The following is a 16,288-nucleotide window of genomic DNA, read 5'->3' as shown; positions in this document are numbered from 1 at the left end:
GGGAGCCTCCGCTGGAAAGGCCATCATGCAGGGCGTGACACCTCGCTCGCTTGACGAAGGTCAAAGGGTTCGGATCGTTGCATGCCAAGCTGCGGCGAATCGAAGGAGAGACGATGCGCATCGAATTTCTTGGCGGCACGGGCACCGTCACCGGATCGAAATACCTTCTCGAGCACGAGGGCCGACGACTGCTGCTGGACTGCGGCCTGTTTCAGGGGCTGAAGCAACTTCGACTGCGCAACTGGGAGCGCCTGCCGGTCAAGGCGTCGGAAGTCGACGCCGTGCTGCTCACGCACGCTCACCTGGACCACAGCGGCTTCGTGCCGCGTCTGATCAAGCTCGGCTTCAAGGGGCCGGTCTACTGCACCCAGGCCACGCGTGACCTTTGCGAGCTGCTGCTGGCGGACTCAGGGCGACTGCAGGAAGAAGAGGCGGATTTCGCGAACCGGCACGGCCACTCGAAGCACAAGCCCGCGCTGCCGCTCTACACCGAGGACGACGCCCGCGAGGCCCTCAAGCGGTTCGAGGTCCTGCCCTTCGACGAGGCGCAGTCCCCATGGCCGGGGTGGTCGTGGCGCCTGTGCCGCGCCGGGCACATCCTGGGCGCGGCCAGCGTTCGGATTGCCTGGGGGAACGGAAGCATCCTCTTCTCCGGTGATCTCGGCCGCAGCGACGACTTGGTGATGCGGCCGCCCGCGCCGTCGGAGCCGGCGGACTATGTCGTTGTGGAGTCCACCTATGGTGACCGCCGGCATCGCGACCTGGACACCTTGTCGGCGCTGGCCGTGGTGATCAACCGCACGGCCGCGCGCGGCGGCATTCTGATCATTCCGTCCTTTGCCGTGGGGCGTGCGCAGACGATGCTGCACTGCATTCATTTGCTCAAGAAGGAGCGCCGCATTCCGGACATGCCGGTCTATCTCAACAGCCCGATGGCGGCCGACGTGACGCGCATCTTCCGCAGCCACCTGGACGAGCATCGGCTGAGCCACGAGCAGTGCGCCGCAATGAGCAAGGAAGCGACCATCGTCAATACGGTGGAGGAGTCGAAGCGGCTCAATATGCTGACCTATCCCTCGATCATCGTTTCTGCCAGCGGCATGGCGACCGGTGGCCGGGTGCTGCATCACCTCAAGTCCTATGCGCCCGACGCGAAAAACGCCATTCTGTTCGTCGGCTTTCAGGCGGCCGGCACGCGCGGCGCGGCGCTGGTGGCCGGGGCCAAGGAGGTGAAGATTCACGGTGCCTACATACCAGTCCGTGCGGAGGTGGCAAACCTCGACACGCTATCCGCTCACGCGGACCGCGAGCAATTGCTGGCATGGCTCGGCGCCCTGCCGGCGCCGCGGCGCATCTTTGTCACGCACGGCGAGCCGGTCGCGGCCGATGCACTGCGCCTCGCGATCGAGGAGCGCCACGGCTGGTCGGTAACCGTGCCCGACTATCTCGAATCCCGAGAGCTTTGAAGCAAAGAGGTCCGACGATGGCCGTCGACGAAGATGGCGGCGAAGAGCAGCGACGCGGAGATCATGCGTGCAATCCCCGAACGGTACTCAGACGGCGACCCACTCGACGCTCACCGCGAGGCCGCCCAGGCGGATCGACCGCCCGATGCGCACCACTGCCTGCTGTGCGGAGGCGACGCGCCGCACGATGGACCAGCCCAGGCCGCTGCCGCTCTCGCCGCTGCCGAGCACGCGGAAGAAGCGCTCTCCGCACCGCGCGATGTCCTCCTCCTTCATGCCGGGGCCGCTGTCCTCGACCCTGAGCCTCACATGGCCCTGCCAGCGCTCGACGTCGATGTGGATCGCTGCCCGCGCCGGACTGTAGCGGATCGCGTTGTCGACCAGATTGCGAGTCAGCACCACAAATAGCGTCGGATCGCCGCGAACCAGGCATTCGTCCGTCGCGTCGACTTCAATGCTCTGCTGCTTGCGGATGGCTGCCGGGGCGGCTTCGGCCACCACGCCACGCACGAGGGCGCCCAGTTCCACCGGCTTGCTTTCAAGGTCGGCGCCCGCCTCGAGGCGCGACAGCGTCAGCAACTGTTCGACCAGGTGCGTGGCTCGGTCGCACCCGGTGAGCGTCGCTTCCAGCGCATGGCGCCGCCGGGCTTCGTCGGCCTCGGCGAGCGCGACCTGCGCTTGCACGCGGATGGCGGCGATCGGCGTGCGCAACTCGTGGGCAGCGTCGGCCGTAAAGCGGCGCTCCGACTCCAGGAGTTCGCCGATGCGTCGGAACAAACCGTTGAGTGCATCGAGCATCGGAGTCATCTCTGACGGCGCGCCGTCGAGAATGACCGGGCTCAAGGCCTGCGGCTCGCGCCCCGCGAGCGTCTGCCCGAGCCTTCTGAGCGGCAGTGTGCCGCGACGGACCGCCCACCACACCGAGAGCGCCAGCAGGGGCAACGCGACGAATACCGGCCAGAGCGTGCTTCGCAGCACGGCCCAGAGAATCGAGGATCTCGAATCCACTCGCTCGCCCACATACACCTGCACATCGCGCTCGCTGCCGTGGGCTGCGAAGACGCGCCATGTCGCCCCGTCGATCCGGGTCGTGCTGAAGCCCGACTTGAAGTGCCGTCCGGGATCGATCATCGGCAGGGGAGGGGCGTTGGCGGACCGCAGCGTCAGCCGGCCTTCATGGAAGACCTGGAAGGCCACCTTGGGTGCGTAGCGATGCAGCACCGGGGCCTCGACGTCCTGGTCCTCCTCGGACGGCGCTTGCATCTGTTGTGCAACCAGCAGCGCGGCGCCTTGCGACAGATGGCCGTCGAGCAGTTCGTCCAGTTCGTGGCGCACGTCGAGCCAGGTCATGACTGCGGTTGCCAGCCACACGCACGCCACCGAGCCGAGTACGAGCAACAGAAGGCGGCCCTGGAGCGAGCGGGGCATCGTCATCGACGGCCCGGCTTCTCACGCACGAGCACGTAGCCCACGCCGCGCACGGTCTGGATCAGCGAGGCGCCGAGCTTGCGGCGCAAGTGATGCACATGCACCTCGATCGCATTGCTGTCCACTTCTTGCCTCCAGCCGTACAGATGCTGCTCGATCTGTTCGCGCGAGAGTACGCGACCGGCATTGAGCATCAGCGTGTGCAGCAGCGCAAATTCACGAGCCGGCAGCGCGACCGGCTCGCCCGCAAGAAGCACCGTGTGCGCGGCGGGATCGAGTTCGACATCCTGGGCGCAAAGCCGTTCCTGGGGCTGGCCATGAGCGCGGCGGATGAGGGCACGCAGGCGCGCCGCGAGTTCATGCAGGTCGACGGGCTTGATGACGTAGTCGTCGGCACCGAGATTGAGCCCTCGAATGCGATCGGGCACGCCGTCGCGGGCGGTCAGTACCAGGATGGGGATCGTGATGCCCGCCTTGCGCACGGCGGCGAGCACAGGCAGTCCGTCCTTCAGCGGCAGGCCCAGGTCGAGCACAGCCGCCGCATACGGCTCGGCGCGCAGTTCGCGTTCGGCGGCTTCGCCGTCCCGCACCCAGTCGACCTGGAAATCGAACTGGCGCAGGCCCGCGCGAAGACCGTCGCCCAGCAGAGGATCGTCTTCGGCCAGCAGGATGCGCATGGGGAATTGTGGGGGCAATGGGGCCGCGTTGTCAGTCGTCGTCCCGATCCTGCGTCACGCCTTTTTCGGACACGGCGGCCGGGCCGTTGGCAACGCCCTTCGGTGCGCTCTGCCACTGCGTCCACCAGAAGCCGAGCACCGCCACCATCATGAGGATGCCGACGCTGCGCCAGGCGCTGCGCACGCCGTCCCCGGGTCGGCCTGTCTTGCGGCCTGTCACCATGGCGCCGATCAGGTTGTCGCGGTGAAGCCAGCTCCCGAGCAGCACACCGGCGATGTGAATGCCGACCAGGCCGAGCATGATGTTGGCTGCGGCTTCATGGAACTCTTCCAGCCACTTGCCTCCCATGTCCTCGTAGGTGGCCCAGCCCGACGCCGTCACCGCGAGCGCCAGCCCGAGCAGCGCGACGATGGCGATCGCGCCTGCGGGGTTGTGTCCCGTATGGTGTGGCGCGGATCCGCCAAGCATGCCGCGGATGTAGGCCGCGACCGCGCGCGGCCCGCGCACGAAGTTCGAAAAGCGCGCATAGGGCGTGCCAACGATGCCCCACAGGAGGCGAAAGACGACAAGCCCAGCCATCGTGTACCCGAGCGTCACGTGCACCAGGCGCCACGATTCGTGCTCCGCGGTGAGGTACGCGCCGGCAAAGCACAGCACGATGAGCCAGTGGAAGACGCGCACTGGCACATCCCAGACGAGGATCTTGCGGGACCCCGGCCCGGCCGTGTCGCGTTCAGCGGGGGATGCGGACGTTGCGTTCATTGAAATCTCCTTGATCGGCTTGGGTGTGGCAGGCCGCGCAATTGGCAGCGTTCCTGACATTGGGCAGTTTCCAGGTGGCGGGCGACACCTCTCGGTGTTTCCGCACGAACCAAGCCGAGCGCGTGATGCGGTCTTCCGGCGGTGGCTCGCTGCGGCGCCCGCTGGTGGCTGCATTCGCGGCCAGCCAGTTCGCCAGCGCGGTCACCGTGCCAGGGTCCAGCGAGGCGTCGGTGCCGTAGTGGCGGGGAAGGGTCGCCATCACGCGCTGCCAGGAGGCCACCGGCAGCAGGCCGGGCGGGTAGGCGATGTGGCAGGCCGCACATTCCGCGCGGTACTTCGGCAGCAGGGGCGTGCGTGCCGCGGGGTCGTCCCCATCGGCCCAAGCCTGCGTGCCGACGAGCGCGGCCAGTGCGCAGGCCCACGCGCCTGCCTGTCGGGGGGAGCGTCGGTCGGCCATGGTGCGGATTCCAGATTGAAGTGTCGACATCGCCACTGCCTCAGGGCTTGAGATGGATCAACCAACTCAACACATCGGCCTTCTCCGCAGCGGTGCATTCGCGGCCCACGACGTCATTGCAGTTGCGGCGGAACCACTTGTCTGCCTTGGCTGCATCGGTGAACCGCTCGGGGTTGAAGGCCGGGGCGAGCGCGGTGATCGGCTTGCCGGTGGCGGCGTGCCGGCCCGGCACCGTCGGCACCGCGCCGTGGCACGAAGCGCAGCTCCAATCGCGGCCGTGGCGGCTGTTGAACAGCACCTGCCCTCGTTCGGGGTTCGGGGCGGCTCCTGCTTCCCCGACGTAGCCGGCGAGCAGCGCGTCGGGGGTGGCAGCGCCGGCCGCGGGCGCGGCGACGATGGCGGCCATCCAGGCCGCGGCGGCCGACCGACGATAGGCGGGCCGGTGCAATTTCAACAAGCTCATTTCAACTCCTTGGATGGAGCGATCGTGTCGCCGCAGGATTAGCGTTTCCTTAACGCGGCGCCTGCAATCGGGCCGTTTTCGACGCGGATGCGCGCTCGGTCGTCGCCGCTTGACCCAAGTCAAGGGTCGCCATCGCCTGGCGCCGGAACATCGGCCATGCTCGCTCCACCGTCGTCGCCGCCTCCACCCGTCTTTCGTGCCCGGAGCCTGGGCAAGACTTACCACGCCGGCGATGTGGAAGTCGTTGCCCTGCGCGACGTCGACCTGGACATCGCAGCCGGCGAATTCGTCGTGCTGCTCGGGCCTTCGGGCAGCGGCAAGTCGACCCTGCTGAACATCCTCGGCGGCCTGGAAGTGGCCACCACGGGCAGCCTCAGCTACCTGGACCACGACCTGACCGCCGCCAGCGACGACGCGCTCACGCGCTACCGGCGCGACCACGTCGGCTTCGTGTTCCAGTTCTACAACCTCATTCCCAGCCTCACGGCCTATGAGAACGTGGCGCTGGTCACCGACATCGCCGCCAACCCCATGCCCATCGACGAGGCGCTGGAGCGGGTGGCGCTGTCGGCCCGGCGTGATCACTTTCCGTCGCAGCTGTCTGGCGGCGAGCAACAGCGCGTGGCCATCGCGCGTGCGATCGTCAAGCGGCCGCAGGTGCTGCTGTGCGACGAACCCACCGGCGCGCTGGACTACGCGACCGGCAAGCTCGTGCTCGACGTCATCTCGCGCATCAACCTCGAGCTGGGCACCACCGCGCTGGTGATCACGCACAACGCGGCGATCGCCGGCATGGCCAATCGCGTCGTGTACCTCGCGGACGGCAGGATCCAGCGCATCGAGAACAACGCGAAGCGCATGACGTCCGCGGAGCTCGCATGGTGAGCCGGCCATGAAGGCTCTCGACCGAAAGCTGCTGCGCGACCTGCGCGCGATGTGGAGCCAGGCGCTGACCATCGCTCTGGTGGTGGCCAGCGGCGTGGGCGGCTTTCTCACGAGTCTGTCGGCCGTCGATTCGCTGGCCGTGGCGCGCGACACTTTCTACGCCGAGGGGCGCTTCGCGGACGTGTTTGCCACGGTCAAGCGTGCGCCGCTGGCGTTGGCCGAACAGCTTCGTGGCGTGCCGGGCGTGGCCGACGTGCAGCCGACGATCGAAGAGGTGGTGCGCATCGACATCGCCGGCACCAGCGATCCCGTGCTGGGCCAGTTGATCGGTGTCGATCGTCGTCAGCCGCCGCGCCTGAACCAAGTCGCCATCGTCCAGGGCCGTCGCCTGTTCGACCAGGCCGCCGCCGACGAGCCCGTGCGCGACACCATCGACGCGCTGGTGTCGCAGGGCTTCGCGCAGGCGCGCGGCCTGCGCCCGGGCGACACGGTGGGCGCCTTGGTCAACGGCCGCAAGCGCCGCCTGCGCATCGTCGGCCTCGCCGTGTCGCCGGAGTTCGTCTTCGCCGGGCTCTGGGGTATGCCGGACCAGCGCGGCTTCGGGATCTTCTGGGTCGATCAGGAGGCACTGGCCGCCGCATACGACATGGACGGCGCCTTCAACACGCTCGCCGTCCGCCTCGCGCCCGAAGGCGCGCGCCGCATCACGGAGGCCGAGGTGATCGACGCGCTCGCGCAGCCGCTGGCGCGCTACGGCGGCGCCACGCCGCGCGGCCGCATCGACCAGACCTCGCACGCCATGCTGGACAACGAGATCAAGGAGCAGCGTGTGCTCGGCACGGTGCTGCCGTCGATCTTCCTCGGCGTGGCCGCCTTTCTGCTGAACGTGGTGATCTCGCGGCTCGTCGCCACGCAGCGCGAGCAGATCGCCGCACTGAAAGCACTGGGTTATGCGAACAGGGCCATCGCGGCGCACTACCTCAAGCTGGTGCTGCTGATCGTCGCGCTGGGCATGGCGCTCGGCATCGGGGTGGGCGACTGGCTGGGGGGCGGCTTCGTCGGTCTGTATGCGGAAGTGTTCCATTTCGCGCACTTCGAGCATCGCATGGACCCGGCACTGGTCCTGCTGGCCGGCGGCCTCACGTTGGGCGCTGCCGTGCTCGGCACCCTCTCGGCGATCCTCGCCACCGTCCGACTGACGCCGGCCGAGGCCATGCGGCCGCCAGCGCCCGGCCGCTTCCGCCGCACGCTCGCCGAGCGGCTCGGCTTCACCGGCCTGAGCCCCGCGCTGCGGATGATCCTGCGCAACATGGAGCGCAAGCCGCTGCGTACCGGCCTGTCGATCGGCGGTATCGCGGCGGCACTGGCCATCGTCGTGATGGGCAACTTCTTTCGCGACGCCATCGAGATGATCGTCGACAGCACCTTCTCGCTGTCGATGCGCAGCGACGTGTCGGTCTGGATGACCGAGCCGGGCGACGGTGCGATCGCGCTGCAACTCGCGCGGTTGCCCGGCGTGCTGGCCCAGGAGTCGCTGCGCGACGTGCAGGCCACGCTTGTCAACGGGCCGCGGCGACAGCGCGTGATGATCCGAGGCGGCCCGGTGCACAGCGAACTGCTGCGGATCATCGATGTCGACGGCCGGCAGACCCTGCCGCATGGCGGCGGCATCGTCCTGACCGATCGCTTGGCCGACAAGCTTGGCCTGCGGGTGGGCGACGCGGTGCGGGTCGAAGTGCAAGAAGGTCGCCGCAGCGAACTTATGCTGCCGGTGGAGGCGACCGTGCGCGAGATGATGGGCCTGAACGCCTACATGAACCGTGCCGCGCTGAACCGTGCCCTGGGCGAGGGTGACGTCGCAACGGGCTTCGTGCTGGCGCTCGAACGCGGCAGCGAGGCGCGCTTCCTCCAGGCCACGCAGGGCCTGCCCCGCGCCGCGGGCGCATTCAGCAAGGCGACGATGTTGCGCAACATGCGGGAGGTGACGGCGCGCAACATCCTGATCATGAGCACGGTGCTGACCCTGTTCGCCGTCGTCATCGCCGTCGGGGTGGTCTACAACAACGTGCGCATCGCGCTCGCGGAGCGCGCCTGGGAACTGGCGAGCCTGCGTGTGCTCGGCTTCACGAGGGCCGAGGTGTCGGCGCTGCTTCTGGGCGAGCTTGCGCTCGGCATTGCCGTGGCACTGCCGCTCGGTATGCTCGGCGGCTACGGGCTGGTCCACGTCATCACGGGCCTGCTGAAGTCCGACCAGTTCTTCTTTCCGGTCGTGATCCTCCCGCGCACCTACGCGCTGGCGGCGCTGGCGGTCCTGGCTGCAGCCGTCGCGAGCGCGCTGGTCGTGAGGCGGCGCATCGACCGGCTCGACATGGTTGCTGCCTTGAAGACGCGGGAGTGAGCGTGACATGAAGCGCAGTACGCTGGTCATCATGGTGGGTGCGGGCGCAGTGCTGGCAGGCCTGCTGGCCTGGGCGTTTGCGCCGCGTCCCGTCGCCGTCGAAGTGGCGACGGCCGCCGTCGGGCCGTACGAGCAGTCCATCGTGGAAGACGCCCGCACGCGCCTGCGCGATCGATACGTCATCACTGCGCCGCTGGCAGGACGGCTAGCGCGCATCAGTCTGCGGGAGGGCGACGTGGTGGCCGCCGGCGACACGGTAGCGATGCTGACGCCCATTCTTTCTCCGATGCTGGACGAGCGCACCCGGCGTGAGCAGGACACCCGCGTGGAGGTCGCCGAGGCCATCGTCCAGCGTGCGGATGCCAATGTGCAGCGTGCGCGCGTCGGATTGGAGTTGGCACGCGCGGAGCTGCGTCGCTCCGAGCAGTTGGCGCGCGAGAACTTCATCGCACCGGCCAAGGTGGAGACCGACCGGCTTTCGGCGCAGGCCGCGCAGAAAGACCTCGATGCGACGCTTCAAGGTCGCCACGCCGCGGAGCACGAGTTGGAGACTGCGCGCGCGGCGCTGCTGGTCTCGCGAGGCCCATCGGGCCAGCTCGCCAGCTTTCCACTGCGCTCCCCGGTGGCGGGGCGCGTGCTCAAGGTGGTGCAGCCGAGCGAGACCACCGTGACGCTGGGCGCACCCGTGCTCGAGGTCGGCGACATCTCGCGGCTGGAGATCGTCACCGAGCTGCTGACCGCCGACGCCGTGCAAACACGGGCGGGCGCGCTGGTGCGCATCGAGCGTTGGGGCTCGCCCGGCACGCTCGAAGGCCGCGTGCGGCGCATCGAGCCGGCAGCATTCACCAAGATCTCGGCCCTCGGCATCGAGGAACAGCGCGTCAATGTGCTGATCGAAATCATCAGCCCGCCGTCATCGTGGCAAGCGCTGGGCGATGGCTATCGCGTGGGGGTTCGGATCGTGACGGTGGCACAGCCCTCGGTGCTGCGCGTGCCGGTGAGCGCAGTGTTCCCCCTGCCCGGCGAAGGCATGGCCGTGTTCGTCGTCATGCAAGGGCGGGCACGGCTCGTGCCCGTGGACATCGGCGGGCGCAACGGTGCCGAAGCCTGGGTGCTCGGCGGCATCCCGGTCGGCGCGGAAGTGATCGTCTATCCGCCCGCGACGCTGCGCGATGGCGCCCGGGTAAAGACGCGCAGCGTGCCCCTGGTGCAGCAGGGCTGAGCCGCTGCCCTACACTTTGCAGATCAACAACTACTGGAGGTTCGTGCCATGAAGATCCTTGTTGCGACCGATGGGTCCAAGAATGCCCTGCGCGCGGTCAAGTACGCGGCCCGGCTCGCGCATCTGCTGCGCACTGCGTCGAACAAGATCACGCTGATCAGCGTCCACGACGATACCGGCCTGCGCCATGCCAAGGCCTTCGTCGGCAAGGCGGAGGTCGCGGACTATCTGCGCGAACTCAGCGAAAAGGAGCTCAAGCCGGCCCGCAAGCTGCTGCAGGCCGACGGCATCGGCTACGACATGGAGATCCGCACGGGCCACGTAGCGCAGGAAATCGTCGATTGCGCCAACAATGGCAAGTTCGACATGATCGTGCTGGGCTCGAAGGGCCGCAGTGCAGTGGCCGATCTGTTGATGGGCTCCGTGGCGCAACGCGTGCTCGCGACCGCGAAGCAGCCGGTTGTGCTGGTGAAGTGACCTGCCGACGCGGTTTCCGCCCATGTCCAGCGGCCTGAGCGAGAACGAGGCGGCGCGGCAACTGCAACGAGACGGTCCGAACGAACTGCCGGTCTCGCGCCCGCGCGGCGTATGGAGGCTGGCGCGCGAGGTGGCGTCCGAGCCGATGTTCCTCCTGCTCGTGGCATGCGGCGCCATCTACATGGTGCTCGGCGATTCCCAGGAGGCACTGATGCTGCTTGGCTTCGTCTTCGTGGTCATGGGCATCAGCTTCTTCCAGCAGCGGCGCAGCGAGCGGGCACTCGATGCCTTGCGCGACCTGTCCAGTCCCCAGGCCCTGGTTCTTCGCGAATCGAGGGCGCGCCGAATCGCCGCGCGCGAGCTGGTGGTGGGCGATATGGTGCTGCTGGCGGAAGGCGAGCGCGTGCCTGCCGACATGGACCTTGTCGAAGCGGCCAACCTCGCCATCGACGAATCGCTGCTGACCGGCGAGTCGATGCCGGTGGCGAAGGAGGCGCCGTTGTCGCGGCAGGTGAATGACACCGCCAGAGCTTTCTCCGGCACCCTGGTGACGCGCGGTGTCGGACGCGGCCGCGTGATCGCCACCGGCGAGCGCAGCGCGTTGGGGCGAATCGGCCAGTCGCTCGCGGGCATCGCGGTCGAGTCCACGCCGATCCAGCAAGAGACGCGCCGCGTGGTCCAGCAGGTGGCTGCCGTCGGCCTGGCGCTGGCCGGCGCGCTCGCAGTCGCCTATGGGATCACGCGAGGCGACTGGCTGCACGGCGTTCTGGCGGGGCTCACTTTCGCGATGGCCATCCTGCCGGAAGAACTCCCGGTGGTCCTCACGCTCTTTCTGGGCCTGGGGGCGTGGAGGCTGGCGCGCGAAAAGGTCCTGGCCCGCAGCATTCCCGCCATCGAGCGGCTCGGCGCCACCACCGTGCTGTGCGTGGACAAGACCGGCACGCTGACTGCCAACCGGATGACCGTGCGGCGACTGTGGTCCGGGGAGGCGGTCTATGACCGGCTGTCAACGGCGGGTCAAGCGCTGCAGGAAGAGTTGCACGGCGTTCTCGAATACGCCGTGCTTGCCAGCCATCGCCGGGCCTTCGATCCGATGGAGTCCGCCATCGCCGCCACCGGGCAGCAACTGCTTGCCGGCACAGAGCACCTGCATGCCGAATGGACGCTGATCGACGACTATCCCCTGTCGCCCGAGATGCTGGCCATGTCGCGCGTCTGGCAGTCGCCGGACCAGCGCGACCGGCTCATCGCGGCCAAGGGCGCGCCCGAGGCCATCGTCGACCTCTGCCACATGGATGCCCATCAGGCCGCGCTCGTGGCGGCGCAAGTGCGTTCGATGGCGCGCGATGGCCTGCGCGTGCTGGGCGTGGCTCAGGCCACCTTCGGCGTGGGCTCGCTCCCCGAGTTGCAGCACGACTTCGAGTTCCGGTTTCTTGGGCTCGTCGGCCTGGAAGACCCCGTCCGCCCCGATGTGCCCCAGGCCATCGCCGAATGCCGGGAGGCCGGCATCCGCGTCGTGATGATGACGGGCGACCATTCCGCGACCGCCGTCTCCGTGGCGCGGCAGGCCGGTCTGAATGCCGACGCGCCAGCCATCACCGGGGTCGAGCTGGCCGCACTGTCCGATGAAGAACTCCAGGCGCGGCTCGCCGAGGCGCACATCTTTTCACGCGTGCAGCCCGATCAGAAGCTGCGCCTCGTCCGCGCCTTTGGCGCGCGGGGCGATGTGGTGGCCATGACCGGCGATGGGGTCAACGACGCGCCCGCGCTGAAGGCGGCCGACATCGGGGTGGCGATGGGAGCGCGCGGCACCGAGGTGGCGCGCGAGGCGGCCGCACTGGTCCTGATGAACGATGACTTCGCCTCGCTCGTGACCGCGGTGCGCTACGGCCGCCGCGTGTTCGCGAACCTTCGCAAGGCCATCGTCTTCGTGGTGGCCGCGCATGTGCCGATCGTCGGCCTGTCCGTAGTGCCGGTTCTGCTGGGATGGCCGATGCTGCTGATGCCGGTGCACATCCTGTTTTTGCAACTGATCATCGATCCGGCCTGCTCGGTGGTGTTCGAGTCCCTGCCTCTGGAGAGCGATGCCATGAAAACGCCTCCACGCCGTGCCGACCAGCACCTCTTCGACAAGGTCGTGCTGATCCGCGGCCTTTGGCAAGGCAGCGGCTTGCTCGTGCTGCTGGTCGCGGTCTACGCAGGTGGTCGGCTGTTGGCCCCACCGGATATCGACCGCGACGACATGGCACGAACATTGACCTTCGTGGTTCTCGTGCTGTCCAACCTGGCGCTCATCCATGCCAACCGGTCATGGGGCCGCGGGTCGTGGCGCGACAACCGCGAATCGAACAAGCAATTCGGCTGGATCGCCGCGGCTACGATCGTGCTCCTGGGTGTCGTGCTGGCCGTCCCGGCCTTCAGCCGGCTGTTCTCATTCGTACAGCCTCCGGCGCTGCTGCTGGCGGGCGCGCTGGGCGTTTCGAGCTTGAGCTTGTTGTGGTTCGGGTGCAGCAAGTGGGCCTTGCGTCATTGGACGCTCAGGACATGTACTTGCCACCATTGATCGACAGCGTGATGCCGGTGATGAATGCGGATTCATCCGACGCGAGGAAGACGACGGCGCGCGCGATCTCGGCCGGGGTCGCGAGTCGACCCGCGGGAACCGCCTTCAAGATCTGCGACAACACTTCCGGCGGCACGGCGCCGACCATCGACGTGTCCGTGTAGCCGGGCGCGACCACATTGGCCGTGATGTTCCGCGACGCGCCTTCGAGCGCAAGCGACTTCGTGAACCCGATCAACCCGGCCTTGGTGGCCGCGTAGTTGCACTGCCCGGCCTGTCCCGAAAGTCCGTTGACCGAACCCATGTTGACGATGCGGCCGAAGCGGCGTTCTCTCATGCCTTCGATCACGCAGCGGCACATGTTGAAACAGCCGCCGAGGTTCACGTCGATGACTTCGCGCCATTGCTCGAAGCTCATCTTGTGCAGCATCGCGTCGCGCGTGATGCCGGCGTTGTTGACCAGCACCTCGATCGGGCCGACTTCGGATTCCACGCGCGCCACGCCTTCCCGGCACGCGACTGGATCGGCCACATTCCAGGCGAACGCCGGTATGCCGGTTCTGGCGGCAAACGCCTGTGCGAGGTCGGTGCGCGAGCCATAGTTGACGGCGACGCGGTAGCCGGCGCCGAGCAGGGCCTCCGCCGTGGCGGCCCCGATGCCGGCGGTCCCGCCGGTAACCAGTGCGACACGCATGTTCAAGCCTCGAGGAGAAGGTTGTCGATCACGTTCGCAACACCGGGGATCGACCATGCGATGACGCCGACGTCGGTGGCGGTGATTGCGGGACCGAAGATCAGTTCGGCGACGATGTCTCTTCTCAGCATTGCATCGGATTTCATGGGGCCCTTTCGAGCGAGTGGACAACGCCGCTCATGGCGCCCACTGTAGGAGGGGCGAGACCCGCATGGCTTGCGCTGGATCAAATTGCGGCTTTCGGCGCAAGGCCCCAGCGCAGCGGCGTGCCCGACTCATCGCATCAGCACATAGGTGCCCGGCGCGTCACAGACCGGCGCAAGGCCGAGGCGCGCATTGCCCATGCGCGGCGGCTTGCGCGGCCGGCCGGAACGATCAGCCAGCCAGGCCTGATACGCGGGCCACCACGAGCCTTCGACATGCTCGGCGCTGTCCACAAATGCCTCCGGCGGCACGTAGGGTGCATTCTCGGCGCGATGCAGCATCTGGTAACGGCGATGCGGGTGTCCGGGTTCGCTCACGATGCCGGCGTTGTGCCCGCCGTCGGTGAGAACGAATCGGATCTCGGTATCGCACTGCAGATTCAGCTTGTAGACAGAGCGCCAGGGCGCGACGTGATCAGTACGCGTACCGACGGCGAAGATGGGCACCTTGATGTCCCCCAGCGACAAGGGCTTGCCTTTCACCTCGAAGCGCCCCTGCGCCAAGGCGTTTTCGAGGAACAGGCTGCGCAGGTAATCCGCATGCATCCGGTACGGCATGCGTGTCGCATCGGCGTTCCAGGCAAGCAAGTCGGTCATCGGCGCGCGCTTGCCGAGGAGGTAGGTCTGCACCATCGGCGACCAGATGAGGTCGATCGAACGCAGCAGCGCAAAGGCACCGGCCATCTGCTTGCCGTCGAGGTAGCCCTGGCGCGCCATGAGGTCCTCCAGGAAGGTGAGCTGGCTCTCGTCAATGAAAAGGCTGAGCTCTCCGGGCTCGGTGAAGTCGGTCTGCGCGGCCAGCAAGGTCATCGTGGCCAGCCGGTCGTCGCCGTCGCGCGCCATGGCGGCCGCCCCGATCGCGAGCAGCGTGCCGCCGAGGCAGTAGCCCAGGGCGTGGATGCGCGTATCGGGCACGATCGCCCGGATGGCGTCGACGCTCGCCATCAGGCCCTGCGACAGGTAGTCTTCGATTCCGAGGTCGCGATCGTCGGCGTCCGGATTCCGCCACGAGATCGCAAACACCGTGTGGCCCTTGTCGACCAGGTAGCGGATCAGGGAGTTGCGCGGGGACAGGTCCAGGATGTAGTACTTCATGATCCAGGCGCTCATGATCAGCACCGGCTCGGGATGGACCGTGGGTGTGCTGGGTGCGTACTGGATGAGTTCCATCAGGTGGTTGCGCAGGATGACCTTGCCCGGTGTCACCGCCACGTGGCGCCCCGGCTCGAAAGCCTCGGCGCCTTTTGGCGGCAGGTGCCGGAGGGTGCGCTGCAAGTCCTCCGCCCAGTGCTGGGCGCCATGGAGCAGGTTCATGCCGCCCGTCGCTGCGGTCTGCCGCAGGGCCTCTGGATTGCCCGCGAGGCAGTTCGCCGGCGAGAACATGGCGTGCAGTTGCCGCGCTGCGAAGGCGACGATCTGTTCGTGATGGCGGTCGACGCCGGGCACACCTTCGGTCAACTCATGAAGCCATTGCTCTTGCGCGCCATAGGCCTGCCTCAGCAGATTGAACGGCCAAGCGCCCCACGACGGATCCGCGAGACGGCGATCGCTTTCGCTGGCGGAGGGTGTCGGCGTTCCGACGTCCGGCAAGGACCGGAAATCTGCAATGGCCGTCTCCATCGCCTGCATCCACGGACGCACCAGCAGCACCTGCGAGCTGCGCGATGGCTGCGCCGCAAAGTGAATCGCCCAGTCCGACCACGCCAACATCAGGGAGGCGGGCGACAAGCCCCGGGTCAGCTGGGCCATGTCCGCATGCAGGGTGCGGTCCAGCGAATCCTTCGGGTCGTCCATATTGTTTGTTGTCCTTGATCGGGCCATGCCGGCAACCATGCGATGCCGACGCGCACTGGAGTCTGGCAACGTCACAGCGCCCGGCCTTGATCCAAATCAATTCGGATGGACATCTGCCTGCAACGCTGGCGTATCCGGATCATGCACACAACGCCACAAGGTTCTACGCCAGGGCGCGGCATCGAGCCACCAGGTTGCGGGAGGCAAGGCGATCACGGTGCGCCAGACGAGGCACGATCGTCGCAACGCGGTTTGACGCCGCGCAAGGGCGAACCGTGTCGCGGGCGCTACGAGCCGCACTCGACTGGCGCTGGACACATTGAGGCGTAAACCGCGCGTGCAGCCACCGGGCGTTTGAATCGCCTGCGACAGCGGACGTTGAACCAGGGCGGTGATCAGTCCTGCGTCACCCAGGCCACCACCAGGGCCGAGGCGAGCCAGAGCACGCCTGCCCCCAGAAGTGCCAAGGCAACGGCCGTCTTCCACGCGATGCCTGCGCCCCGGCCTTGGTGCGGGACGGTGATTTTCATGGCGAACCCTTCGGGGCCGGCGAATCGGTGTTTGCGCAGGTCCTGAGACCGAACAATGCATAGGCAGGGCAATTGCCCACCAGGCCCGTGACCAAGGGAACGATGCCGACAAAGCCCCATGGCCCGATCATTCCCATGATCGACAGTGTGAGCAGCACCACACCCGCGCCCACGCGCAGCAGGCGATCGAGGGTTCCAACGTTGCGAATCATGGCGTCGACTCCTTGCCTGTACGAATGCCTTCATCGTGCGCCGTCCTGGCATCGTG

The 16,288-nt window shown here is 67.6% G+C and carries 16 protein-coding genes; 6 read left to right on the top strand and 10 right to left on the bottom strand.

Annotated elements, in window-relative coordinates; all coding sequences use genetic code 11:
• Positions 1-113: 113 nt before the first annotated feature.
• The gene (locus tag AC1DYK_RS05855; protein ID WP_478165405.1) at positions 114-1,466 is read left to right on the top strand and encodes an MBL fold metallo-hydrolase RNA specificity domain-containing protein; all 1,353 of its coding nucleotides are present in this window, start codon (positions 114-116) and stop codon (positions 1,464-1,466) included.
• Between the two features lie 87 nt (positions 1,467-1,553).
• Here the strand turns inward: AC1DYK_RS05855 and AC1DYK_RS05850 are convergent, their stop codons facing one another.
• The 5 genes from AC1DYK_RS05850 to AC1DYK_RS05830 are packed head-to-tail and all read right to left on the bottom strand — an operon-like array spanning position 1,554 to position 5,254.
• Positions 1,554-2,900, bottom strand: coding sequence for an ATP-binding protein (locus AC1DYK_RS05850; RefSeq protein WP_478165404.1), 1,347 nt, complete (start codon positions 2,898-2,900; stop codon positions 1,554-1,556).
• Positions 2,897-3,571, bottom strand: a complete 675-nt coding sequence (locus AC1DYK_RS05845) for a winged helix-turn-helix domain-containing protein (protein WP_478165403.1) — start codon at positions 3,569-3,571, stop codon at positions 2,897-2,899. Before AC1DYK_RS05845 ends, AC1DYK_RS05850 begins: the two co-directional genes overlap by 4 nt.
• Before the next feature lie 31 nt (positions 3,572-3,602).
• A complete protein-coding gene (locus tag AC1DYK_RS05840; protein WP_478165402.1) occupies positions 3,603-4,334 on the bottom strand; it encodes a cytochrome b/b6 domain-containing protein in 732 nt (243 codons plus the stop codon).
• Entirely contained in the window at positions 4,306-4,791 is a 486-nt protein-coding gene (locus AC1DYK_RS05835) for a diheme cytochrome c (RefSeq protein WP_478165401.1), read from the bottom strand. The genes AC1DYK_RS05840 and AC1DYK_RS05835 overlap by 29 nt, the downstream gene beginning before the upstream one ends.
• 40 nt (positions 4,792-4,831) lie before the next feature.
• On the bottom strand, positions 4,832-5,254 hold the full coding sequence (locus AC1DYK_RS05830; RefSeq protein WP_478165400.1) for a DUF1924 domain-containing protein: 423 nt from the start codon (positions 5,252-5,254) through the stop codon (positions 4,832-4,834).
• Between the two features lie 156 nt (positions 5,255-5,410).
• Between AC1DYK_RS05830 and AC1DYK_RS05825 the strand changes: the two genes are divergently transcribed.
• The 5 genes from AC1DYK_RS05825 to AC1DYK_RS05805 are packed head-to-tail and all read left to right on the top strand — an operon-like array spanning position 5,411 to position 12,799.
• The gene (locus tag AC1DYK_RS05825) at positions 5,411-6,139 is read left to right on the top strand and encodes an ABC transporter ATP-binding protein (RefSeq protein ID WP_478165399.1); all 729 of its coding nucleotides are present in this window, start codon (positions 5,411-5,413) and stop codon (positions 6,137-6,139) included.
• 7 nt (positions 6,140-6,146) lie between these two features.
• A complete protein-coding gene (locus tag AC1DYK_RS05820) occupies positions 6,147-8,537 on the top strand; it encodes an ABC transporter permease (protein ID WP_478165398.1) in 2,391 nt (796 codons plus the stop codon).
• A 7-nt stretch (positions 8,538-8,544) separates the two neighbouring features.
• Positions 8,545-9,759 carry an efflux RND transporter periplasmic adaptor subunit gene (locus AC1DYK_RS05815; protein WP_478165397.1) on the top strand — a complete coding sequence of 405 codons (1,215 nt, stop codon included), beginning with the start codon at positions 8,545-8,547 and terminating at the stop codon, positions 9,757-9,759.
• A gap of 48 nt (positions 9,760-9,807) precedes the next feature.
• On the top strand, positions 9,808-10,236 hold the full coding sequence (locus AC1DYK_RS05810) for a universal stress protein (RefSeq protein WP_478165396.1): 429 nt from the start codon (positions 9,808-9,810) through the stop codon (positions 10,234-10,236).
• Positions 10,237-10,258: 22 nt separating this feature from the next.
• Positions 10,259-12,799 (top strand): cation-translocating P-type ATPase, encoded by a 2,541-nt coding sequence (locus AC1DYK_RS05805; RefSeq protein WP_478165395.1) that lies wholly within the window; start codon positions 10,259-10,261, stop codon positions 12,797-12,799.
• On the opposite strand, the gene AC1DYK_RS05800 is transcribed toward AC1DYK_RS05805, so the two are convergent.
• The 5 genes from AC1DYK_RS05800 to AC1DYK_RS05780 form a co-directional block, all read right to left on the bottom strand.
• Positions 12,774-13,493 carry a beta-ketoacyl-ACP reductase gene (locus tag AC1DYK_RS05800; protein ID WP_478165394.1) on the bottom strand — a complete coding sequence of 240 codons (720 nt, stop codon included), beginning with the start codon at positions 13,491-13,493 and terminating at the stop codon, positions 12,774-12,776. The two genes, AC1DYK_RS05805 and AC1DYK_RS05800, sit on opposite strands and share 26 nt — an antisense overlap.
• A 2-nt stretch (positions 13,494-13,495) precedes the next feature.
• A complete protein-coding gene (locus AC1DYK_RS05795; protein WP_478165393.1) occupies positions 13,496-13,639 on the bottom strand; it encodes a hypothetical protein in 144 nt (47 codons plus the stop codon).
• A 129-nt stretch (positions 13,640-13,768) separates the two neighbouring features.
• Positions 13,769-15,490, bottom strand: a complete 1,722-nt coding sequence (locus AC1DYK_RS05790; RefSeq protein ID WP_478165392.1) for a PHA/PHB synthase family protein — start codon at positions 15,488-15,490, stop codon at positions 13,769-13,771.
• Positions 15,491-15,885: 395 nt separating this feature from the next.
• On the bottom strand, positions 15,886-16,020 hold the full coding sequence (locus AC1DYK_RS05785; protein WP_478165391.1) for a hypothetical protein: 135 nt from the start codon (positions 16,018-16,020) through the stop codon (positions 15,886-15,888).
• Complete coding sequence (locus AC1DYK_RS05780) at positions 16,017-16,232, bottom strand: YgaP family membrane protein (protein WP_478165390.1); 216 nt, start codon at positions 16,230-16,232, stop codon at positions 16,017-16,019. The genes AC1DYK_RS05785 and AC1DYK_RS05780 overlap by 4 nt, the downstream gene beginning before the upstream one ends.
• Between the last annotated feature and the right edge of the window lie 56 nt (positions 16,233-16,288).

The organism is Variovorax sp. P2_H12 (assembly GCF_056403395.1).
The sequence above is the reverse complement of the archived record's forward strand: the minus strand, read 5'-3'. Positions and strand labels throughout refer to the sequence as shown.